This is a genomic window from Aquincola tertiaricarbonis (assembly GCF_000969605.1).
In the GTDB taxonomy this organism is placed as follows: Bacteria; Pseudomonadota; Gammaproteobacteria; order Burkholderiales; family Burkholderiaceae_C; genus Aquincola; species Aquincola tertiaricarbonis.
In genome coordinates, this window is sequence record NZ_JZUE01000019.1 from 86,281 (window position 1) to 106,464 (window position 20,184).

Annotated in this window: 19 protein-coding genes; 8 read left to right on the top strand and 11 right to left on the bottom strand. The window is 66.7% G+C overall.

All coding sequences use genetic code 11. The annotated features are described in order from the left end of the window. Nucleotides 1-13 precede the first annotated feature (13 nt). From VO99_RS29700 to VO99_RS20045, 8 genes are read left to right on the top strand one after another with little or no spacing between them, the layout of a single operon-like run. On the top strand, nt 14-976 hold the full coding sequence (locus tag VO99_RS29700) for an NAD-dependent epimerase/dehydratase family protein (protein WP_083440768.1): 963 nt from the start codon (nt 14-16) through the stop codon (nt 974-976). 8 nt (nt 977-984) lie between these two features. Then, entirely contained in the window at nt 985-2,178 is a 1,194-nt protein-coding gene (locus tag VO99_RS29070) for a glycosyltransferase family 4 protein (RefSeq protein ID WP_052736483.1), read from the top strand. A gap of 60 nt (nt 2,179-2,238) precedes the next feature. Beyond that, nucleotides 2,239-3,066 carry a glycosyltransferase gene (locus VO99_RS29705; protein WP_083440769.1) on the top strand — a complete coding sequence of 276 codons (828 nt, stop codon included), beginning with the start codon at nt 2,239-2,241 and terminating at the stop codon, nt 3,064-3,066. Further along, nucleotides 3,035-4,384 (top strand): hypothetical protein, encoded by a 1,350-nt coding sequence (locus VO99_RS30400; RefSeq protein WP_157039665.1) that lies wholly within the window; start codon nt 3,035-3,037, stop codon nt 4,382-4,384. Before VO99_RS29705 ends, VO99_RS30400 begins: the two co-directional genes overlap by 32 nt. Beyond that, complete coding sequence (locus tag VO99_RS20030) at nt 4,381-5,385, top strand: glycosyltransferase (RefSeq protein ID WP_046114690.1); 1,005 nt, start codon at nt 4,381-4,383, stop codon at nt 5,383-5,385. Before VO99_RS30400 ends, VO99_RS20030 begins: the two co-directional genes overlap by 4 nt. Then, entirely contained in the window at nt 5,382-6,317 is a 936-nt protein-coding gene (locus VO99_RS20035; protein WP_046114691.1) for an NAD-dependent epimerase/dehydratase family protein, read from the top strand. The genes VO99_RS20030 and VO99_RS20035 overlap by 4 nt, the downstream gene beginning before the upstream one ends. After that, nucleotides 6,314-7,429 (top strand): glycosyltransferase family 4 protein, encoded by a 1,116-nt coding sequence (locus tag VO99_RS20040; protein WP_046114692.1) that lies wholly within the window; start codon nt 6,314-6,316, stop codon nt 7,427-7,429. The genes VO99_RS20035 and VO99_RS20040 overlap by 4 nt, the downstream gene beginning before the upstream one ends. Nucleotides 7,430-7,465: 36 nt before the next feature. Next, on the top strand, nt 7,466-8,293 hold the full coding sequence (locus VO99_RS20045; RefSeq protein WP_046114693.1) for a glycosyltransferase: 828 nt from the start codon (nt 7,466-7,468) through the stop codon (nt 8,291-8,293). A 19-nt stretch (nt 8,294-8,312) separates the two neighbouring features. On the opposite strand, the gene VO99_RS20050 is transcribed toward VO99_RS20045, so the two are convergent. Genes VO99_RS20050 through VO99_RS20100 form a run of 11 tightly spaced genes read right to left on the bottom strand, consistent with a single transcriptional unit; the run spans nt 8,313 to nt 20,183 of the window. Further along, nucleotides 8,313-9,320 carry a GDP-L-fucose synthase family protein gene (locus VO99_RS20050; RefSeq protein ID WP_046114694.1) on the bottom strand — a complete coding sequence of 336 codons (1,008 nt, stop codon included), beginning with the start codon at nt 9,318-9,320 and terminating at the stop codon, nt 8,313-8,315. An 8-nt stretch (nt 9,321-9,328) separates the two neighbouring features. Next, a complete protein-coding gene (gmd, locus tag VO99_RS20055) occupies nt 9,329-10,456 on the bottom strand; it encodes a GDP-mannose 4,6-dehydratase (protein ID WP_046114695.1) in 1,128 nt (375 codons plus the stop codon). Between the two features lie 22 nt (nt 10,457-10,478). After that, a complete protein-coding gene (locus VO99_RS20060) occupies nt 10,479-12,371 on the bottom strand; it encodes a polysaccharide biosynthesis protein (protein ID WP_046114696.1) in 1,893 nt (630 codons plus the stop codon). A 23-nt stretch (nt 12,372-12,394) separates the two neighbouring features. After that, complete coding sequence (locus tag VO99_RS20065; RefSeq protein ID WP_046114733.1) at nt 12,395-12,988, bottom strand: sugar transferase; 594 nt, start codon at nt 12,986-12,988, stop codon at nt 12,395-12,397. A gap of 8 nt (nt 12,989-12,996) precedes the next feature. Beyond that, the gene (locus tag VO99_RS20070; RefSeq protein ID WP_046114697.1) at nt 12,997-14,169 is read right to left on the bottom strand and encodes a DegT/DnrJ/EryC1/StrS family aminotransferase; all 1,173 of its coding nucleotides are present in this window, start codon (nt 14,167-14,169) and stop codon (nt 12,997-12,999) included. Continuing rightward, the gene (locus VO99_RS20075) at nt 14,166-14,918 is read right to left on the bottom strand and encodes a class I SAM-dependent methyltransferase (RefSeq protein ID WP_083440771.1); all 753 of its coding nucleotides are present in this window, start codon (nt 14,916-14,918) and stop codon (nt 14,166-14,168) included. Before VO99_RS20075 ends, VO99_RS20070 begins: the two co-directional genes overlap by 4 nt. After that, on the bottom strand, nt 14,908-16,179 hold the full coding sequence (locus tag VO99_RS20080; RefSeq protein ID WP_046114698.1) for a glycosyltransferase family 4 protein: 1,272 nt from the start codon (nt 16,177-16,179) through the stop codon (nt 14,908-14,910). The genes VO99_RS20075 and VO99_RS20080 overlap by 11 nt, the downstream gene beginning before the upstream one ends. Then, nucleotides 16,176-17,276 (bottom strand): glycosyltransferase, encoded by a 1,101-nt coding sequence (locus VO99_RS20085; protein ID WP_046114699.1) that lies wholly within the window; start codon nt 17,274-17,276, stop codon nt 16,176-16,178. Before VO99_RS20085 ends, VO99_RS20080 begins: the two co-directional genes overlap by 4 nt. Continuing rightward, nucleotides 17,273-17,854, bottom strand: coding sequence for an acyltransferase (locus VO99_RS20090; protein WP_232315432.1), 582 nt, complete (start codon nt 17,852-17,854; stop codon nt 17,273-17,275). Before VO99_RS20090 ends, VO99_RS20085 begins: the two co-directional genes overlap by 4 nt. Beyond that, complete coding sequence (locus VO99_RS20095) at nt 17,851-19,077, bottom strand: lipopolysaccharide biosynthesis protein (protein WP_232315433.1); 1,227 nt, start codon at nt 19,075-19,077, stop codon at nt 17,851-17,853. Before VO99_RS20095 ends, VO99_RS20090 begins: the two co-directional genes overlap by 4 nt. Then, nucleotides 19,074-20,183, bottom strand: coding sequence for a DegT/DnrJ/EryC1/StrS family aminotransferase (locus VO99_RS20100; protein WP_046114700.1), 1,110 nt, complete (start codon nt 20,181-20,183; stop codon nt 19,074-19,076). The genes VO99_RS20095 and VO99_RS20100 overlap by 4 nt, the downstream gene beginning before the upstream one ends. Between the last annotated feature and the right edge of the window lies 1 nt (nt 20,184).

Below are 20,184 nucleotides of genomic sequence, written 5' to 3' on the forward strand. Positions count from 1 at the left end.
CTGAACCTGCGCCATGGATTTGCAACGCCACCTCACGCAAAACAATCACCGCCGGCCGACCGCGCTCGTTGTCGGCGCTGCTGGCTTCGTCGGCCGTCACACGTGTCGCGCTCTCGCCGCCAGTGGGTGTGCGGTCATCGGCATCGGACACGGCCGTTGGACAGCCCAGGAAGCTGCCCAATACGGCATCGATCGCTGGATCGAAGCTGACATCACGCTCGAGGCGCTGATCGGACTCGATCACCTCGATACAGTCGACTGCGTAGTGCACTGCGCCGGCAGCGGCGCAGTTTCGTTTTCATATTCCGATCCATGGCAAGATTTCCAACGTGCCACAGTCACCACGGCTGCGGTGCTCGAATGGGTTCGCCGTCGGGAAAAGCCTCGGCCACGCCTCGTTGTGGTGTCGAGCGCCGCAGTCTACGGGGATCAAGGCGACACGGACTCCACCGAGACGTCAATCCGCTCCCCGATCTCTCCCTACGGTTTTCACAAGCTTGCGGCGGAGAGCCTCTGCGAGTCCGCTAGCCGGTTCTTTGACGTACCTGTGAGCATCGTTCGCCTGTTCTCGGTCTATGGGGAAGGTCTGCGTAAACAACTGCTTTGGGATGCCATGAGCAAGTTCAGCCGTGGCGAGGATCAGTTCTTCGGTACCGGACACGAGCTTCGCGATTGGCTGCATGTTGACGACGCTGCCAAACTGCTGAGTGCGGCGGCACTGGCGCCTCAATCTCGTTTCGAGATCTTCAACGGCGCCAACCAACAGGCGACCACGGCGCAGGTGCTACAACAGTTGGCCGCGGTCTCATTCCCAAGCGTTTCGCCACATTTCAACGGAGAGACCCACACCGGCAACCCGCGTCGCCTGACCGCCAACTGTGATCACGCCTGCCGTCTACTGGCTTGGGCTCCACAAGTCGATCTGGCGGAAGGACTGCGCCGCTATGCCGAGTGGTTCCTGCGGCAGCGCGCTTGATTCGGCTCATGAATACACAGGTTTCCCCCTCCTCCACGCCGGTTGCGTTCACGTTCGCGGCCGATGGGCCGGACTGGCAAGGTGGGATCAACTACTTCCAGGCGTTGTTTCAGGCTCTGCACGCGGACGAAACCAAGTCGGTGCATCCGATCGTGTTTCTCGGGTCACAGGCAGACACTGCGAAGTACGGCTTCCCGGACAACGTTCAGATCCGGCGAACCCGCGTGCTGGACAGGATGAGCTTGCCATGGCTTCTCAACAAGCTGTCTTCTGCCGTTATTGGCCGCCCACTGCTGACAAGTGGACTGCTGCAGCGAGAGGGCATTAAGGTACTGTCGCACAGCGCGCCAACCGGTTTGCGTGGAGTCCGCACTGCAGCCTGGATCCCTGACTTTCAACACCTGCATTTGCCACAGTTTTTTCAGAAGGATGAGCTGCGCAAGCGCGACACCCTCTTTAGAGCAACCATTGCGCACAGCGATCGGGTGATCGTCAGTAGCACTTCGGCTCGACGCGACCTGCTGGCCTTCAGTCCCGAGCACGCAGACAAGGCACGAGTCCTACGCTTTGCCGCCATTCCCCCGAGCGTGGACCTCGATCGGCGGTTGAATCTGGCACAGGCCTACGGCCTAACCGGCCGTTTCTTCTACCTCCCCAACCAGACCTGGGCCCACAAAAATCACGTGACGGCCATCGAAGCGCTCGCTCGGCTCCCGGACATGCCGGACGTCTCGATCGTCTGCAGCGGTTCACTGAAGGATCACCGCAATCCTCATCACTTGGAAAGGCTGCGTGCCACGATCGATCGCTACGGCTTGGCGGACAGGTTTCGGATGTTGGGCATGGTGCCGTACAGCCACATCGCCGAATTGATGCTCCAAGCGGTGGCAGTAATCAACCCGTCGCTCTTCGAGGGCTGGAGCACAACGGTGGAAGAATCAAAGGCGCTCGGAGTTCCGCTGATCCTGTCTGATATCCCGGTCCACCGCGAACAGTGTGAGGGAGTGCCTGCGCGATTCTTCGCGCCCTTGGACGTCGAGGCGCTGGCGCAGGCAATGCGCGACGCCCTATCCGCTGAAGCCCCAACAGACGAAGCAGCGCGTACGCGATTGAAGCTAGCACTCGAATTCCACGTCGAGCGAATGCAGCAGTTCTCCCGCAGCTATGTGGCCATTGTGCAAGAACTTGCATCACAGCCATGACGCTTCCCGTATGAGTGCCGACCTAGCAAGAGAAGCCGCGAATTGAACACGTCGAACGCCATGACTAGCACGGCCCGGGGACCTAGCTCGGTCGACCCCGTTCCAAGCAGCCCAGCTTTCCGTGTAGAGGGTGGCCGCCGCACCACAGGGTCATCCGGGCACGCAGCGCCAGCGCTGACAATCATCACTGTAGCCTTCAAGGCACGCGAGGCACTGCGCAAATCCATAGAAAGGGTTCTGGCACTGCAGCGCGACGACGTCGCCTACATCGTTATTGATGGCAACTCTAATGACGGCACTGTTGAGCTTCTACGCAGCCATGATGAGCAGTTGGAGTATTGGATCAGTGAGCCGGACAGCGGCATCTATAACGCGATGAACAAAGCAGTGCGACTCGCCGCCCCCGGTTCCTACGTTCTTTTTTTGGGCGCCGGCGATCTGATTCTACGCCTGCCGGAGCCTGAAACCATTTCAGGAGCAATAGCAGCCGGCTCAGAACTGCTGTACGGTGACGTGCTGATTGGGAAAAGGCTTTTTCGGTCGACTTTCAGCAAGAAACTGAAATACAGAAATACGCTACACCATCAGGGGCTGTTCGTGCAAATGGGCAGCCCTCAGGAAAAATGGTTTGATGAATCTTTCAAGGTGTTTTCGGACTGGAATTTGAACCTCCAACTCTTCACGCGCGGCGCATCGGCCCAGCGACTGGATTATACGATCGCATATGCTGAGCCCGACGGCGTCAGCGCCAAACTCCATATACCCGAGATTGCGAGATTGGTTGCCCGGCAGTGTGGCCTGCTTCACGCTTTAATGGCCGTCCTCTACCACGGCGGCCTCCACTACGCCAGGTTCTATGCAGGCCTTCTTCCAAGCTCTCGAAAGTAACCCTGAGTGGTATTTGCTTGCACTACTGCTGTCTGCGGGAGGTGTAATACTGCTCATCAGGTCATCGATAACAACACTATACGACCCTTGGGCGGTGCAGCAGGTAAATACGATATTTGCATCAGCCGCCGTGATTCTGTTGTGGATGGCGGGCGCCATCAGTAGTTCACTGATGATCTATCACGTAGCAGCGGTGTGTGGCTTTTTGGGCTGCGCAGGCTTGGTATTCCGATATACAACCCATACCTATTGTGCTGCTCGCCAGGTGCGGCCGCGTGCGCTGACATCACTACGTAATGTGTGCCTGCTCCTTTTCGTCACTTCACAACTTGGCGCATGGGCCGTCGGAGGCCTGCCCATTCTTCTGGAGTCGCGCCTGAACGCTTTTTCTTCGGGCGGGGGTATTGGCGTGCTGTCGCGCATTATCTCATTCACGTCCTTCGCTGCCGTATTCTTGACCGTTCTTCGTATCGGCATCTCAAAGAGAAAAAGGGTTAATTTTACAGACAGTTTCGTCTTTGTATTTACTGTGATCGCCTCGATCGCTTCCGCATCAAAAGGCAATATCGTGCAGACGTTACTACTGGTCCTCACGTCGCACTGGATATTCAAGCATCTGATCAGGAACTACGCTGCTCCGCAAGTTTCCAAAAAAATGCTGGTGACCTTTGGAGCGTCTTTGGCTCTGCTGATGCTGGTGCCTCTCGCTGTGGAACTGGCCAGGGGTCCCGAGACAGCAGTCGGTGGCCCTCTGGAAGCATTCATCATTCGCCTCGTGTTGAGCGGCGACGTGTATATGTGGATGTACGGTGACGATTACATATCCTCGATTACCGTCGGCAGTCCCACTGCCTTGCTCTTTTCCGATTTTCTGGGAGTAACACGCCTTGCGTCCTGGAATGAGCTGCCAGTGCATCCAGGTCTGCAGGTCTTCCAAATGTTGTTCCCAGACAGAGACGAAATTCGCGGCCCGAATATGCGCGTAGACGTTTTCGGACTTCTCTACGGCAGCATGGCGTTTGGCGTTTTCTTTTCAGCGCTGCTGGGCGCCGTCTTTGGGCTGCTGCGAGGTTGGTTGTTCCGAGTGCGAAACCCACTGCTCTTCCTGCCGGCGGCCTACCTCTTCTTCCAAGCGCCAGCGTTCTTTGCAGATCCGTTGCTCGGCGTCACGGCCCTGGTCAATACTGGTTTTGGGGTGGTGATTGTTGTTGTCGCGGTCGCCCTCGTTGGGAGGCCACCCGTTGCTGCGGGCTCCCGCGTGCGTCTATCCCGGCTAAAAGCAGCCATGCGCTCTGTGCCGCCATTAAATTCAGCATGACCCTCCCGACCCTCATTGACGGCTACTGCGTGCTGCTGTGCGCGCACAATGGTGCCGCCTACTTGGCCGAACAGCTCAAGTCGATCCTGGGGCAGACCATCGCGCCCGCACGAATCCAGTTCTTCGACGACGGCTCGCGTGACGGCACGCTCGCCGTGGCGCAGAGCTTCGCGGACCGCCTTCCGCTGGAGTTCGTCGAATTGGACAAGCGCCGCGGCGGCGCGGCCGGCGCGTTCGCCGCGTTGCTGCATCACGCGGCCGAATCCCCGATCGCGTACGCCCATTACTTCCTTTGCGACCAAGACGACAGCTGGGAACCCTTCAAAGCCGCGCGTCTGTTGGAGCGACTTGCACGCGTGCCGTCAGGCACGCCGGGACTGGTGCATTCCGAGCTCAGCTGCTTCGGCAACGCCGCGGCAGGTCGCACATTCCTGCATGAGAGCCTGGGCCACGTCATCTTCGAGTCCTCGCCGGCACGCCCATTGCGCACGCTGCTTTTTGAGAACATCGTGGTGGGCGCCTCCTTGGCCTTCAACCGCGCGCTGCTGGAGCGCGCGTTGCCGATGCCGCTATCGGCGTTCATGCACGACTGGTGGCTGGCCATCGCCTGCGTGGCGCACGGCGGCGAGATCCGTTACGTTAGTGAGCCGCTGGTGCGTTACCGCATCCATGACAGCAGCACCGTCGGCCGCTCGGGTAACTTGCTGCACGCGCTGCCGCGCCGGCTAAAGGCACTTCGCTGTGGGCTGTCCGACCCCTGGCTGCGCAGTGTCAGCGACCAACTGCTGGGCCTGCCTTTCGGCGGCACGGGACTACCTGCAGCTTTCTTCGAGCCCATGCTCAGCGAAACCCAAACCCTCTTTCGCGACACCAGCGCACTTCGACGCTATCGGGCGTGGAGCGCGCTGCGTCAGCACCGAATCTGGGCCGTGGCGTCGAAGGACGCCTATTACAAGACCCGCCTGTTCACCGACCACGTGGTCCGCCAAGCAGCACTATGAGAATCGTCCTCCTCGGCGGGACCGGCTTCATTGGCCGGCATCTCGCCAGCTACTGTCAGCCTGGCGCCGACATCGTAATTGTCAGCCGGCACGCGCCGATGAACGTCGACCGGCTGCCCGGCGTGCGTTATGTACAAGGCGACTCCGCCTCGCAGGACTTCCTGCGCCAAGTCATTCGGGCCGATGACCACGTCGTGTACCTGGCCTACAACTCGGTCCCCAAGACATCGTTCGACGATCCGTTGCGCGACATCCAGGAGAACCTGCCGCTGGCCATCAGTCTGCTGAGCGTGCTGCGCGACGTGCCGGTAAAGCGACTACTGTATGTGTCGTCGGGTGGTACCGTCTATGGGCCGACGGAAGAGGCCGCCCCGATCGCCGAGGACCATCCGACGCACCCAATCTCACCGTACGGCATTACTAAGCTGGCCGTCGAAAAGTATTGCCGCATGTATGCACGCCTGTTCGGCATCCCGGTCGTCATTGCGCGCCCCTCTAACCCCTACGGTCCGGGCCAGGTACCTTATCGCGGCCAGGGCTTCATCGCCACCGCCGTGGCCAAGATCCTGCAGGGCGACGAGATGCCGGTCTTCGGCCCTCACGGCACCGTGCGCGACTACCTCTACATCGAGGACCTGTGCGCCGCCATGAAGGTGCTGCTCCACAGTCAGCCGGCGCCCGGTGCAATCTTCAACATCGGCTCGGGCATCGGCCTGAACAACCTGCAGGTGCTACAGGCGGTCGCCGAGGCTGCCGGGCGCAAAATGTCCGAAGTCAAGGTGGACTTCCTGCCAGCGCGCCATTTCGACGTGGCCTACAACGTCCTCGACAGCAGCCGTCTCGAGGCCCTGGGATGGAGCTGCCGGACCACGCTGGCGCAGGGCCTGCCTGCAACGATCCAATGGGTGACGGCGCACCTAAGCGCAGCATGAAGAAAGTACTGTTCATCATCACTACGCTGCGTCGCGGCGGTCCCGTCAACATCCTCTTTGACATCGTCAAGTACCTAGACCCCGAGCGCGTCAACTCGCATGTCCTAACCTTGTGCCCGGAAGAAGGTAACAGCCGTTGGGATGAGTTTGTCGCCGCTGGGGCTACGGTGTCCTGCCTGAATGTCGCCAAGGGATTCGGTTACGGCATGGCCGTGCTGCGGCTCAAGGGCGTAGTCGACGCAATCTCTCCCCATGTCGTGCACTGCATCGGCTTCCGCGCCGACGTGCTGGGATCGTTGTGCCTGGGCAAGTACCGCAAGATCAGCTCCCAGCTCAACTACCCGTTCGACGACTATGTGATGACCTATGGCAAGGCCGTCGGTGGCGTTATGGCGCACCTCACCGCCTGGGCGCTCAAGAGGTATGACGTGACGGTGGCCTGCGCGGACGATGTTGCGGCCAAGATGTCGGCGCGCGGCGTGCCCGCCCGCGTGATCTACAACGCGATAGACGATGCACTGTTCGTGCCCGCTGACGTGGCCGAGCGTAAGGCCCGTCGCGAGCAGTTGGGCATCTCGGCCGACGCTGGCCCAGTCTTCATCTTCGTGGGCGTGCTGACGGATCGCAAGCAACCGCTGGTGACGATCCAGGCGTTCCTGCGCTTCCAGGCGCAGCACCCTGCGGCGACGCTGATATTGCTGGGCGACGGTCCGGAGATGGCTGCCTGCCGCGCGCTGACGCAGGACAACCGGCGTGTGATCTACGCGGGCCGCGTTGCAGAGACCCGCCCCTACCTTGCGGCCAGCGACGCCTACATCGCGACTTCCAAGGCCGAAGGCATGCCGGTGTCTGTCGTTGAGGCGCTAGCGATGCGCCTGCCGGTGGTGCTGTCTGATATCAACCCGCATCGCGAGATCCTCGCGATCGATCCTGGCGCGGGCGTGCTCGCGCGCACAGGATCAATCGATGAGACAGCCGCGGCGATGACCCAGCTCTCGTCGCAAGACCTGAAGATCATGGGCGACCACGCGCGCCGGATCATCGAACTGGAGCTCAGTGCGCGCGTCATGTCGCGGAAGTTCCAGCACATCTACGCTGAATTGGCCACCTGAGTCTACCCACTGCCCCTTCCCGGTAATCAACTCTCCATGACGCACATTGGCGTACTGATGGGCCTATACGGCCGAGACCGCGCTGACCTTTTCGAACGTGCGCTACTGTCAGTGCTCGATCAGGCGCTGCCGGCCAACGTTGGCCTGCGGATCTACCTGGGCGTCGACGGGCCGCTGCCGCCCGAGCTCGAAGCCGTGCTCGCGCGTTTCCAAGGGCGCCTTCACCTTGTGTCGCGCTCGCACGAAAACCTCGGCCTGGCCGCGACGCTGAACCGGCTGATCGCCGCGCGTAGCGACGAAGCATTCTTCTTTCGGATGGACGCGGACGACGTCTCGCTGCCCGGACGTTTCACCGCTCAGCTTGCCTACCTGGACGCGCATCCTGATATCGACATCCTGGGCACCGCGATCCGGGAGTGCCGGGAAGGCCAGATAGGTCCCCAGGGAGAGGAGGGGCGCGTTGTCAAGTTCGCCAAGGACCCTGAAGATGCGCGCCGTCGCATTGACCGCCGGGTTCCGGTAGCACATCCCACTGTGTGCCTACGTCGACGGGTCCTGGACACCGTCGGCGGCTACCCCGAGCGGCGCGGCAACGAGGACATCGCCATGTGGTTCCGCTGTATCACTGCGGGATTCAAGTTCGACAACCTCCCCGACCCATGGCTCGACTTCACGATCACCGAAAACTTCTGGAAGCGGCGCAGCCTGGAGAAGGCGTTCATCGAGTTCCAGTCTTACGTCGAGGGCATCTGGCGCCTGGACGGCTTCACATGGCGCTACGCCTATCCAACTGCACGTCTATGCCTGCGGCTCAGCCCGGAATGGATAAGCCGGCGCCTCTACGCTTCGCGCATGCGTGCCTGACAAGGACCGCGCTCGAAAGTCACGAGGCGGACGATCGACCATTCCCCCGATCGCCGAGCCTGAGAAAATCATGGTGGGCTCGGCGGAGCCCATCTGGTAGGGACGTCCCCGCCCTCCACCCCGCCGAGTTCAACACCCCCACATCCATCAACTTCCGCGGCGTGCCATCCGGCTTGCTCGTGTCATACACGATGCGCCCTTCGAAGCCCACCGTCTGGCGCACCAGCTCGGCCAGCTCGGCGATGGTCACGTCTTCGCCCACACCGATGTTGACCAGCGGCGGCTCGAAGCGGCCGGTCTGGCTCTCGTCGCTGCCCAGCAGGGCCTGGTAGCGGTCGTCGGGCAGGTTCATCAGGAACACGCAGGCATCCGCCATGTCGTCGGAGTACAGGAACTCGCGCCGCGGCGTGCCGGTGCCCCAGACGGTGACTTCGGCGGCGCCGGCCAGCTTGGCCTCGTGGAACTTGCGCAGCAGCGCCGGGATGACGTGGCTGTTGGTCGGGTGGTAGTTGTCGCCCGGGCCGTACAGGTTCGTGGGCATGGCCGCCAGGTACTTCGTGCCGTACTGGCGGTTGTAGCTCCAGCACATCTCGATGCCGGCGATCTTGGCCAGCGCGTAGGGCCGGTTGGTGGGCTCCAGCGGGCCGGTGAGCAGGTCCGTCTCCTTCATCGGCTGCGGCGCCAGCTTGGGGTAGATGCAGCTCGATCCAAGGAACAGCAACCGCTCGACCTGGTTCAAGTACGCCGCGTGGATGACGTTGGTTTGGATGGCCAGGTTGTCGCGGATGAACTCGGCCGGAAAGCTGTTGTTGGCCACGATGCCGCCGACCTTGGCCGCGGCCAGGAAGACGTACTCGGGCTTCTCCTGCTCGAAGAACTGGCGCACGGCGCGTTCGTCGGTCAGATCCAGCTCCGCGTGGGTGCGCTGGATGAGGTTGCCGTAGCCGGCGCGCTGCAGGTTGCGCACGATGGCCGAGCCGACGAGGCCGCGGTGGCCGGCGACGTAGATGCGGGCGTTGCGGTCCATCGGCGTGCTCACTCGTTGTAGTCGTAGGCCTGGAAGCCGGCCAGCTTGACGAGGCTGTCGCGCCGCGCGGCGGTGTAGTCGGCCTCGACCATTTCCTTGACCAGCTCGGGCAGGGTGATCTTGGGCACCCAGCCGAGCTTTTGCTTGGCCTTGGTGGGGTCGCCCAGCAGCGTCTCCACCTCGGTGGGGCGGTAGTAGCGCGGGTCCACCTTGACGATGACGTCACCCACCTTGCACTTGGCCTTCATCTCACCGTTGACGGCTTCGACCTTGGTGACGGTGCCCACTTCCTGGTCACCTTCGCCGCTGAAGGCCAGGGTGATGCCCAGCTCCTTGGCCGCGAACTCTACGAACTGGCGCACGCTGTACTGCACGCCGGTGGCGATGACGAAGTCTTCGGGCTGGTCTTGCTGCAGCATCATCCACTGCATCTCGACGTAGTCTTTCGCATGGCCCCAGTCGCGCAGCGCGCTCATGTTGCCCAGGTACAGGCAGTCCTGCAGGCCCAGCGCGATGCGGGCGATGGCCCGGGTGATCTTGCGGGTGACGAAGGTCTCGCCGCGCAGCGGGCTCTCGTGGTTGAAGAGCACGCCGTTGCAGGCGTAGATGCCGTAGGCCTCGCGGTAGTTGACCGTGATCCAGTAGCCGTACATCTTGGCCACCGCGTAGGGGCTGCGCGGGTAGAAGGGCGTGGTTTCCTTCTGCGGGATCTCCTGCACCAGGCCATAGAGCTCGGAGGTGCTGGCCTGGTAGAAGCGGGTCTTCTTCTGCAGGCCCAGGATGCGGATGGCCTCCAGGATGCGCAGGGTGCCGATGCCATCGGCATTGGCGGTGTACTCGGGCTCTTCGAACGAGACGGCCACGTGGCTCATGGCCGCCAGGTTGTAGATCTCGTCGGGCTGCACCTGCTGGATGATGCGGATCAGGTTGGTCGAGTCGGTCAGGTCACCGTAGTGCAGCTTGAAGCGCTGGTTGTCGACGTGCGGATCCTGGTACAGGTGATCGATGCGGTCGGTGTTGAACAGCGACGAGCGGCGCTTGATGCCGTGGACTTCGTAGCCCTTGCTCAGCAGCAGTTCAGCCAGGTAGGCGCCGTCCTGGCCGGTGACGCCGGTGATGAGAGCAACTTTGGTCATAACGATGTGCAGTGAAAGAAGGTCAATGGCGGATTGTCGCAGCGGCTGAATGGAATTCCGGCACCCTCCGCTGCAACCATTGACGGACGTCGCCGGGCTGCAACTCGGCGCCGGTCTGCAAGCGTGCGATCTCTGCAGCTAGCTCGCCCGGCGCCGCCAACTCCCCCAACGCCGCAATCCTCACCCGCGCAATCTTCGTTGGCAGCGTGTGGTCCGCGTCGGCGATCAGTTCCTCGTAGAGCTTCTCCCCCGGCCGCAGGCCGGTGAAGGTGATGCCGATCTCCGCTTCGCTGCGGCCGGCCAGGCGGATCATGTCGCGGGCCAGGTCGACGATCTTCACCGGCTCGCCCATGTCCAGCACCAGCACCTGGCCGCTCTCGCCGATGGCGGCGGCCTGCAGCACCAGGCGGGCGGCTTCGGGGATGGTCATGAAGTAGCGAATGATGTCGGGGTGGGTGACGGTGACGGGGCCGCCCTTGGCGATCTGTTCCTTGAACTTGGGAATTACGCTGCCGCTGCTGCCGAGCACGTTGCCGAAGCGCACGGCCATGAAGCGGGTGCCGGTGTGCTCGGCGGCCAGGCTGCTGATCACCATCTCGGCCGCGCGCTTGGTGGCACCCATCACGTTGGTGGGATTCACCGCCTTGTCGGTGCTGATGAGCACGAAGCGCTCCACGCCATGTTCGGCCGCCGCCAGCGCCGCGTGGTAGGTGCCCAACGTGTTGTTGCGCAGCGCAGCCCAGGCGTTGTCTTCCTCCATCAGCGGCACGTGCTTGTAGGCCGCGGCATGGAACACCACCTGCGGCCGCCAGTGCGCGCAGGTGTGACGCAGGTGGGCCAGGTCCTTCACGTCGCCGATCAGGCGCACCAGCGGCAGGCCGGGAAAAGCCTCGGTGAGTTCCTGCTCCACCGTGTAGAGGTTGAACTCGCTCTGCTCGTACAGCACCAGCCGGGCCGGCCTGTAGCGCGCCACCTGCCTGCACAACTCGCTGCCGATGGAGCCGCCGGCGCCGGTGATCAGCACCGTCTTGCCGCGCAGCGTCTCGGCGATGCCGGCTTCGTCCAGCTGCACGGGCTCGCGGCCCAGCAGGTCTGCCGGCTCGATGTCGCGCACGCGCAGCGCGTCCGTGCGGCTGTCCAGCAGCTCCTGCGCCGACGGCACGGTGAGCACCGGCAGGCCGGTGGCGGCCGCCAGGTCCAGCGCCCGCCGGCGCTGAGCGGGCGTGGCCGAAGGCATGGCGATGATCAGGTGCGTGGCGGCACTGCGCTTGGCGCGGTCGCGCACGGTGTCCAGCGTGCCCACCACGGGCAAGTTGCTGATGCGCGCACGCTGCTTGGCGGGGTCGTCGTCCAGCAGGCCCAGCACCGTCCAGCCCTGCTGGTGGATGCCGGCCAGCAGCCGGCGCGCGGCCTCGCCCGCGCCCAGCACCAGGGCGCGGCGGATCTCGCCCTCGCCACCGGTGATGTGGTTGCGCGCGTGCTCGTACAGCATGCGGTAGGCGATGCGCAGCAGGCACACGCCCATCAGCACCACCGCCGGGTGCAGCGCCAGCACCGCGCGCGGCACGCCGTACAGGCCCAGGCCGACCACCACCGCGGCCGACACGCCGCCGGCGGCAAAACAGGCCACGGTCAGCCGCTTGACCTCACCGAAGCCCGAGAAGCGCCAGATGCTCTGCGGCACCTTGGCCACGGTGAAGGCCACCAGGTAGGCCGCCACCACCCCCAGCATCACCAGGAGGTCGTAGTCGGGCCGGGCGCTGATCCAGCGCTCGAAGCCCAGGCGGAACAGGTAGGTGACGTTCCAGCACACGGCCACGGCCGCGCCGTCGATGGCCAGCGACAAGGCCTCGCGGCGCGGGCGCAGGCGGGCCAGGAAGTGGTCGAGGCGATGCCAGATGGTGCGGGTGTCCATGGGTTCGGTCGGGCCTGCGCGCGTCAGGGCGCCAGCAGCACGCGCAGGCTGCGCACCAGCACGCCGATGTCGGTCCACAGGGTGGCGCGCTCGGCATAGGCCGCCGCACCCTGCAGCTTGGCCGGCAGGATGACGTCGACGTATTCGCGCTCGGGGTCGGCGGCGCGGGCCAGGCGCTCGCTTTCGTCGGCATGCGCCAGCGACACCGGATCGGTGATGCCGGGCCGCACGCTCAGCACGCGCTCACGCAGCGCCGCGGGGTACAGCGCCACGTAGCGCGGCACCTCGGGCCGCGGGCCCACCAGGCTCATGTGGCCCTGGATCACGTCGATCAGCTGCGGCAGCTCGTCGATGCGGTGCCGGCGCAGCCAGCGGCCGGCGCGGGTGATGCGCGGGTCGTCGCCCACCGTCAGCAGCGGCCCGGCCGCATGGCTCATGGCCATGGTGCGGAACTTGTGGATGTGGAACAGCCGCCCGTGCCGGCCCACGCGCTGCTGGCGGAAGAACACCGGGCCGCGCGAGTCGAGCTTGATCCACAGCGCCACGGCCAGGCCGGCCGGCGCCAGCAAGGCCAGCAGCAGGCTCGCCACGATCAGATCGAACACACGCTTGGCCACGGCCGGCATCAGCCCAGCAGCCGGCGCAGCACCGCCACCACGCGCTGCACGTCGGCGTCGGTCATGCGGGTGTAGATCGGCAGGCTGAACAGCCGCTCATACGCCTTCTGGCTGTGCGGAAAGTGCTCGGGCCGCAGGCCATAGCGCTCGCGCCAGTAGGGCTGCTGGTGCAGCGGGATGTAGTGCACGCTGCAACCGATGCCGGCTTCGAACAGCGCCTCCACCGCCTGGTCGCGGCTCACGCGTGTTTCGTCAGCCAGGCGCACGGTGTAGAGATGCCAGGCATGTTCGTCGCCCGCCGGTGCGTCGGCCGGCAGCCGCAGCGGCAGGCCGGCCAGGCCGGCGTGGTACAGCGCGGCGATCTCGGCACGGCGTTGCTGGAAGCGCCGGGCCTTTTGCAACTGGTGCAGGCCCAGCGATGCCGCGATGTCGGTCAGGTTGTACTTGAAGCCGGGCGCCACGATCTCGTAGTACCAGCTGGGCACGGTGGCGGTGAAGCGGTCGAAGGCATCACGGCTCATGCCGTGCAGGCGCATGGTCTTGGCGCGCTTCGCCAGCGCCTCGTCGCGCGTGACCAGCATGCCGCCCTCGCCCGTCGTCATCGTCTTGTTGGCATAGAAGCTGAAGACGGTGGCGTCGCTGCCCAGCGTGCCGACGAGCTGGCCGCCCACCGTGGTGGGCAGTGCATGGGCTGCGTCTTCCACCACCTTCAGGCCGTGGCGACGGGCGATGTCGAGGATGGCCGGCATGTCGGCCGCCAGGCCGCCGAAGTGCACCGGCATCACGGCCTTGGTGCGCGGCGTGATGGCGGCTTCCACCGCACGCGGGTCGATGTTGAGCGTGGCCGGGTCCACGTCCACCAGCACCACGTCGGCACCCAGGTAGCGCACCACCTCGGCGGTGGCGGTGAAGGTGTGGGTGGTGGTGATCACCTCGTCGCCCGGGCCGATGCCCAGCGCTTCCAGCGCCAGGTGCAGGCCGGCGGTGGCCGAGTTCACCGCGATGCTGTGCAGGCCCGCGTCGCCCAGGAAGGCGCTGAACTCGCGCTCGAAGCGGGCCGTCTTGGGGCCGGTGGTCACCCAGCCGGACTTCAGCGTGTCCACCACCTCGGCGATTTCCTCGTCGCCGATCTCGGGCAGCGCAAAGGGCAGGAACGGGGGCTTGTCGGCGTCGGCGGTCATGGTTTGGCGATCCAGGCCAACACATGCGTGCGCAGCAGCGGCACGGCATTGAAGGCGGTGTAGAGCGAGGTATGCAGCCGGCACAGCGGCCGCGCCAGCGGCGGCGCCAGCGTCACGCGGCGGTGGGTGATGCGGCCCTGCGGAAACAGCGCCTGCACTTCGTGCAGCGTCACGCCGCGCACGTCGGCATTGCGGGGATTGTCGACGGTGAAGTCGTACCAGAGCACCGCGCCGCCCGGCCGTAGCCAGCGCCACATGGCCGCGGCCAGGGCCTGGCGTGTGGCGGGCTGCAGCAGCGACGAAAAGACGGTGGAGGCCAGCACCATGTCGACGCTGGCCGGCGCCAGGTCGGCCTGCGTGGCATCGCCCTGCAGCAGGGTGACGGCCGCGGGCAGCAGCCGCTGCGCCTGCGCATGCCGGTCGGGCAGCAGCTCGATGCCGGTGAGCAGCTCGGGCGATGCGCCCAGGCGCAGCAGCTCCAGCAGGTTGCCGCCGGCACCGCTGCCCACTTCGACGATGCGGCGCGAGGCCAGCTCCTGCCAGCCCGCGGCGCGCCACAAGGCCAGCATCGCGCGCTGGCGTTCATGCAGCGTGCAGGCCACGTCGGGCTGCAGCGGGCTGTAGCGGTCGGCCCCGGTGCGGCGGGCATAGCGCTGCGCGATGCGGTCTGCTTCGGACGACGGCGCACCGCCCTGCTGCGCGGGATCGCTGCGCGGGGCGGGCGCGTCGTTGAGATCGTCAGGCGACATGCACATGCATCGCGATCGCGCCGTTGCGCGATACCGCGGCCAGGAAGCGACGCGCCAGCACTGGGTAGCAGTGCTCGGCCTCGACGAAGGCGCGGCCGCGCCGGCCCATCGCCGCCCGTTCCTCGGCCGGCAGCGCGGCCAGCATGCGCAGGCCATCGGCCACGGCCTGCGCATCTTCCGGCGGCACCGTCAGGCCGCAGCGGGCCTCGGCCACCGGGTCGTTGCCGGCCTCCACCGAATGAAGCACCACGCAGCCGGCCATCAGGTAGTCCATCAGCTTGTTGGGCGCGATGCCGAAGCGGTAGATGGGCACCCGCTGCCAGCCGATGTAGGCGATGTCCAGCGCCTGCAGAAAGCTCGGGATCTGCGCCTTGGGGATGGGCGGCAGCAGCGTGACGTTGGCCAGCGACTCGTCGGCGATGCGCCGTGCCAGCCGCGGGCGCTCATGGCCATCGCCCACCAGCACGAAGTGCAGCGCCGGGTCGGCCAGGCGGGCGGCGTCCAGCAGCGTGTCCAGCGCGTTGGGGCGGCCCATGGAGCCGGCGTAGCCCACCACCGTCTTGCCCTCGGCGCGCACGGCGGCCAGGGCCTGCGCCACGTCGTCCCGCAGCGGCGGCCCGTCGGTGCCGGGCGCCGGCCAGTCGTCGGGCGAGATGCCGTTGGGCACGATCACCAGCTTGCTCAGGTCCAGCCCATGCTCGGCCATGTGCTCGTGCACCCGCGGCAGCATCGACACCACCACGTCGGCATCGCGGTAAGCGGCGTCCTCGGCCGACTGGCAAACCATCGCGAACGGATGCCAGGGCGACATGCCCGACAACTCGATGGGCGACAGCGGCCACAGGTCGTGCACCTCGTACACCAGCACCGCATTGGCCCGGCGCGCGATGTGGCGCGCCACCCAGATGTCCATCGGGTAGGTGCTGGAAGCGATCACCACGTCGGGCTGCAGCTGCGCCACCAGCCGCCGCGCATCGCGCCGCACCTGCCACAGGAAGCTGGCGATGTTGCGCACCCGGCCCAGGCCGTTGCCCTGGTAGGCCGGCGTGGGGTACCAGCGGTAGCGGATGCCGTCGATCTGCTCGTCCCGCGGCGTGTCGCCCACTTCCTGCGGCTGGCGGGCGCGCACATGCGAATGGCTGGCCGCCAGCATCTGCACCGCATGGCCGGCGCGCACCCACTCACGGGCCAGGTAGTAGGGCCGGTACTCCATGCCCAGCGCGGGGCTGCCGGCGTAGTGGTTGATGTAGAGGATGTTCATCGCGCTGCGCGGGCGGCGGCTGCATCGTCCAGCGCCTGCAGCCGCGCCAGGAAGCGCCGCACGCAAGGCGCGAACAAGGCATGTTCGGCCACCCAGGCGCGATTGTCGCTGGCGATGGCTCCGCCCCGCGCCAGCAGCGGCTGCAGGGTCTGCGCGGCCGGCAACGCGCCGTCGGCCAGCACCAGGCCGTTGCTGCCGCTGTGCACCAGTTCGTGGTTGGCCGGCAGGTCGGACAGTAGCGGGATGCAGCCGTGGGCCATCGCCTCCAGCACCGACACCGACACCGAGTCGCTGGCCGGCAGGCTCAGGTACCAGCGCGCCTGGCCATACAAGCGGGCCTGCTCGGCGGCTTCCAGACGGCCGGTGAAGCGCACCTGGTCGGCCAGGCCGGCGTTCTGCACCTGGCGCTCCATCGCATGGCGCAGGCTGCCGTCGTTGGCCACCACCAGCCGCGCATCGGGCCAGTGGGCGGCGATGGCGGCAAAGGCCTCGACCACGCGCTGCGGCTGGTAGATCGGCTCCAGGCCGCGGTTGGCGAAGAAGAGGCGGTCGTCCTTGGCTTCGGACGGCGGCGGCAGTGCGTCCAGCCCAAAGGGAAAGGTCATCACCTCCGCGGCGCCCAGGGCCTGCATGCGCGCGGCCATGTGCAGGCTGTCGCTGGTGGTCAGCGCGCATGCGCGCAGCACGCGGCTCATCAGCCAGCGCAGGGCCGGGTGGCGGTCGGGCGTGACCAGGATGTCGGACCCCCAGGCCGAGCCCACCAGCCGGCCCGGCACGCCCAGGCCGGCCTGCGCCAGCCAGCCGAGCGTGCCATGTGAGGTGAGGTAGTGGGCATGCAGCCAGTCGGGCCGCACATCCCGCAGCCAGCGCGCCAGACGGGGCAGCGTGCGCAGCACCTGCAGGTTGCCGCCGCCAAAGCGCGGCCGGGTGTCCAGCGCCAGCCGGCGCCCGGGCGGCAGCACCGCGTCGAAGCCGGGCAGGAAGCCACGGCTCGATGCCGCCCACAGGTCCACGCCCTCGGCCGTCAGCGCCCGCGCCCACTTCAGCAGGTGCGGGCTGTCGCCGTCGCCCAGCAAAACGATTCGCAAGGCACTCATTCGGCCCAATGTGCGCGATGCAGGGCGGTTTCGGGGTACCGCTCGAGCAAGGCGGTATCGGCGTCGCGGGTGTCGCCCACCACCTGGGCCGGGCAGCCGGCCAGCACCGCGAAGTCGGGGAACACGCCGCGCACCGCGCTGCCGGCGCGCACCAGGGTGCCGCGGCCCAGGCGGGTGCCCGCCTCGATGACCGTGTGCGGGCCGATGAAGCTGTAGGGGCCGATGTGCACCTCGCCGCCCACCCAGCCGGGCCGCGGGCCCTGCCAGCTGACGAAGGCGCGGCCCAGCAGCCGCGCCGAGCGGTGCGAACTGTGGCTGACGATGCTCACGTGGCTGGTGATCTGCACGCCTTCGCCGATGGTCAGGCCGCTGCTGGCTTCCAGGTAGCAGAAGGGGCCGATGTACACATGGTCGCCCAGCGTCAGCCGGTCTTCGTGCTCGATGACCACGCTGGGCGCGATGCGGGTGAACGGCAGGTCGCGGCCCTGCGAGCGTTCGCCGAACACGATGCGGCCCAGCAGCTGGCGCAGCAGCCGGCGCCGCCAGCGGTTGAAGGCCGCGCGCATGCGGATGTTCATGCCGACACCACCGGCCAGGTGGCCAGCCGCCAGAAGTACCAGCCGAAGTACAGCGCCATGCCGGCCGACACCGCCCAGCCGGCACCGCGCAGGCCGCCGCAGGCCAGGCCCGCCGCCAGCGACAGCACGAACACGCCCTGCCCGACCAGCGCCAGCTTCAAGGCCCAGGCCTGCGCGTTCCAGGCCATCGTGACCACCGCCAGCGGCGAGGCCACGAAATGCACGCCGATGTACACCGCCAGCGCCCGCGCCAGCTCGCCCGCGCCCTGCCACTGCGGCCCGAACACCCGCGCAAAAGCCCATGGTGCGGCCACCCACAGCGCCAGCACCAGCGGCGTGGCCACGGCGGCTAGCGACAGCATCACGCGCCGCACGTCGGCCCGGCCGGCGGCGGTGGCCCGGCCCTCGCCAGCCGCGGCCAGCCGCGGGTACAGCGCCTGCGACACCGCACCGCCCACCAGCGTGGCCGGCGCCTTCAGGTAGCGCAGCGTCAGGCCCCAGAAGCCCGCCGCCGCCGGTCCGAGCGTGGCCGCCACCAGCGAAACGGCCAGCGTGTCCTGCAGCGCACCGGCGAAGGCGTGCGGTGTGTTGAGCAGCGGGAATTCCTTGTGCCGGCGCGCCGCATCGCGCAGCCGCAGGCGGCCGACCTCGAGCCAGCCGCGCAAGCGCAGCCGCAGCAGCGCGGCGGTGGCCAGCGCGGCCAGCAGCGGCGCGGCGATCAGGCCCGCGATGCCGAGTTGCGCCACGCCCGCGGCGGCCTGGGCCACCGCACCCCCGCCATGCTGCAGCACCCGGCCCGCGGCCAGTGCCTTGAAGCGCTGCTCGCGCGTGGCCAGCAGCGTCGCCAGCGACACCGCGCCCAGCGCGGCCACCGCCAGCGGCAGCCACAGCGGCCAGGGGTGGCCGATGCCCACCGCCCAGGCCACGCCACCCACGGCCGACAGCAGGGTGCAGCCGGCCAGCAGCCACAGGCACAGCGCGCGCAATGCGGTCGCTTCCTCGTCGTCGCGCGCCATCGGCAAGGCAAATTCATAGCGCGCGCAAGCCACCACCGCCAGGTTGGCGGCCACGGCGGCGAACAGGTGGTAGATGCCGAATTCGGCCGGCGTGTACAGCCGCGTGAGCCAGGGCCCCAGCGCCAGCGGAATGGCCTGGGCCGCCAGCCCGCCCGCCAGCAGCGTGAAGGTGGCGCGCTTCAGGCCCACGACGGCCGGTGCGGTCAACGCGTCGCAGCCACCGCGCTGCGCAGCGCGGCGACCACCGCCTGCTGGTCGGCCTCGGCCAGGTCGGCGCTCATCGGCAGGCTCAGCACGGTCGCGGCGGCGCGGTCGGCATGCGGGCAGCCGGCGGCGGGCGCATGGGCTTCGTAGGCCGGCTGGCGGTGCAGCGGCCGCGGATAGTGCACGGCGGTGGGAAGACCCTGTGCCTTCAGCGCCGCGGCCACCGCGTCGCGGCCCTGCTCGATGAAAACGGTGAACTGCGCCCACACGCAATCCCGGTCCGGGCGCACGCTGGTCAGGCCCAGGCCGGGCACGTCGGCCAGCGCGTGGCGGTAGGTGGCACCCAGGCGCGCGCGCTGCGCCAGTTCCCACTCGAAGCGTTCCAGCTTCGCCAGCACCACGGCGCACTGCAGCGTGTCCATGCGGCCGCCGACGCCCACGCGGGTGTGGGTGTAGCGCGCGCTCTGGCCGTGGATGCGGATCTCGCGCGCAGCCTGGGCCAGCGCATCGTCGTCGGTGAACAGCGCGCCGCCGTCGCCGTAGCAGCCCAGCGGCTTGCTGGGAAAGAAGCTGGTGGCACCGAAGCTCGACAGGCCGCAGGAGCGCTTGCTGCCGTACCGTGCGCCGAAGCTCTGGGCCGCATCCTCGATCACGACCAGCCCGCCATGCCGCGCGGCGATGGCGTTGATCGCGTCCATGTCGGCCACTTGTCCATACAAGCTCACCGGCATGATGGCCCTGGTGCGTGGCGTGATGGCCGCTTCGATCAGCCGGGCGTCGATGTTGCAGGTGTCGGGCTCGATGTCGACGAACACCGGCACCGCGCCCAGCAGCACGATGGTCTCGGCCGTGGCCGCGAAAGTGAAAGGCGTGGTGACCACCTCATCGCCCGGGCCGATGCCCGCGGCCATCAGCGCGATCAGCAGCGCCTCGGTGCCGCTGGCCACGGTGATGCAGTGGCGTGTGCCGGCGAACGCCGCCAGCGCCGCTTCCAGCTCCGCCACCTCGGGCCCCATGATGTACTGGCCGTGGTCCAGCACCTGCTGGATGCGGGCGTCGATGCGCGGCTTCAGCGCCGCGTACTGGGCCTTCAGGTCGGTGAATTGCATG

What these genes read in the sequence shown, in the direction of transcription:
- VO99_RS29700 (WP_083440768.1), top strand. Translation starts at nt 14, where the DNA reads ATGGATTTGCAACGCCACCTCACGCAAAACAATCACCGCCGGCCGACC.
- VO99_RS29070 (WP_052736483.1), top strand. Translation starts at nt 985, where the DNA reads ATGAATACACAGGTTTCCCCCTCCTCCACGCCGGTTGCGTTCACGTTC.
- VO99_RS29705 (WP_083440769.1), top strand. Translation starts at nt 2,239, where the DNA reads ATGACTAGCACGGCCCGGGGACCTAGCTCGGTCGACCCCGTTCCAAGC.
- VO99_RS30400 (WP_157039665.1), top strand. Translation starts at nt 3,035, where the DNA reads ATGCAGGCCTTCTTCCAAGCTCTCGAAAGTAACCCTGAGTGGTATTTG.
- VO99_RS20030 (WP_046114690.1), top strand. Translation starts at nt 4,381, where the DNA reads ATGACCCTCCCGACCCTCATTGACGGCTACTGCGTGCTGCTGTGCGCG.
- VO99_RS20035 (WP_046114691.1), top strand. Translation starts at nt 5,382, where the DNA reads ATGAGAATCGTCCTCCTCGGCGGGACCGGCTTCATTGGCCGGCATCTC.
- VO99_RS20040 (WP_046114692.1), top strand. Translation starts at nt 6,314, where the DNA reads ATGAAGAAAGTACTGTTCATCATCACTACGCTGCGTCGCGGCGGTCCC.
- VO99_RS20045 (WP_046114693.1), top strand. Translation starts at nt 7,466, where the DNA reads ATGACGCACATTGGCGTACTGATGGGCCTATACGGCCGAGACCGCGCT.
- VO99_RS20050 (WP_046114694.1), bottom strand. Translation starts at nt 9,320, where the DNA reads ATGGACCGCAACGCCCGCATCTACGTCGCCGGCCACCGCGGCCTCGTC.
- gmd (WP_046114695.1), bottom strand. Translation starts at nt 10,456, where the DNA reads ATGACCAAAGTTGCTCTCATCACCGGCGTCACCGGCCAGGACGGCGCC.
- VO99_RS20060 (WP_046114696.1), bottom strand. Translation starts at nt 12,371, where the DNA reads ATGGACACCCGCACCATCTGGCATCGCCTCGACCACTTCCTGGCCCGC.
- VO99_RS20070 (WP_046114697.1), bottom strand. Translation starts at nt 14,169, where the DNA reads ATGACCGCCGACGCCGACAAGCCCCCGTTCCTGCCCTTTGCGCTGCCC.
- VO99_RS20075 (WP_083440771.1), bottom strand. Translation starts at nt 14,918, where the DNA reads ATGTCGCCTGACGATCTCAACGACGCGCCCGCCCCGCGCAGCGATCCC.
- VO99_RS20080 (WP_046114698.1), bottom strand. Translation starts at nt 16,179, where the DNA reads ATGAACATCCTCTACATCAACCACTACGCCGGCAGCCCCGCGCTGGGC.
- VO99_RS20085 (WP_046114699.1), bottom strand. Translation starts at nt 17,276, where the DNA reads ATGAGTGCCTTGCGAATCGTTTTGCTGGGCGACGGCGACAGCCCGCAC.
- VO99_RS20090 (WP_232315432.1), bottom strand. Translation starts at nt 17,854, where the DNA reads ATGAACATCCGCATGCGCGCGGCCTTCAACCGCTGGCGGCGCCGGCTG.
- VO99_RS20100 (WP_046114700.1), bottom strand. Translation starts at nt 20,183, where the DNA reads ATGCAATTCACCGACCTGAAGGCCCAGTACGCGGCGCTGAAGCCGCGC.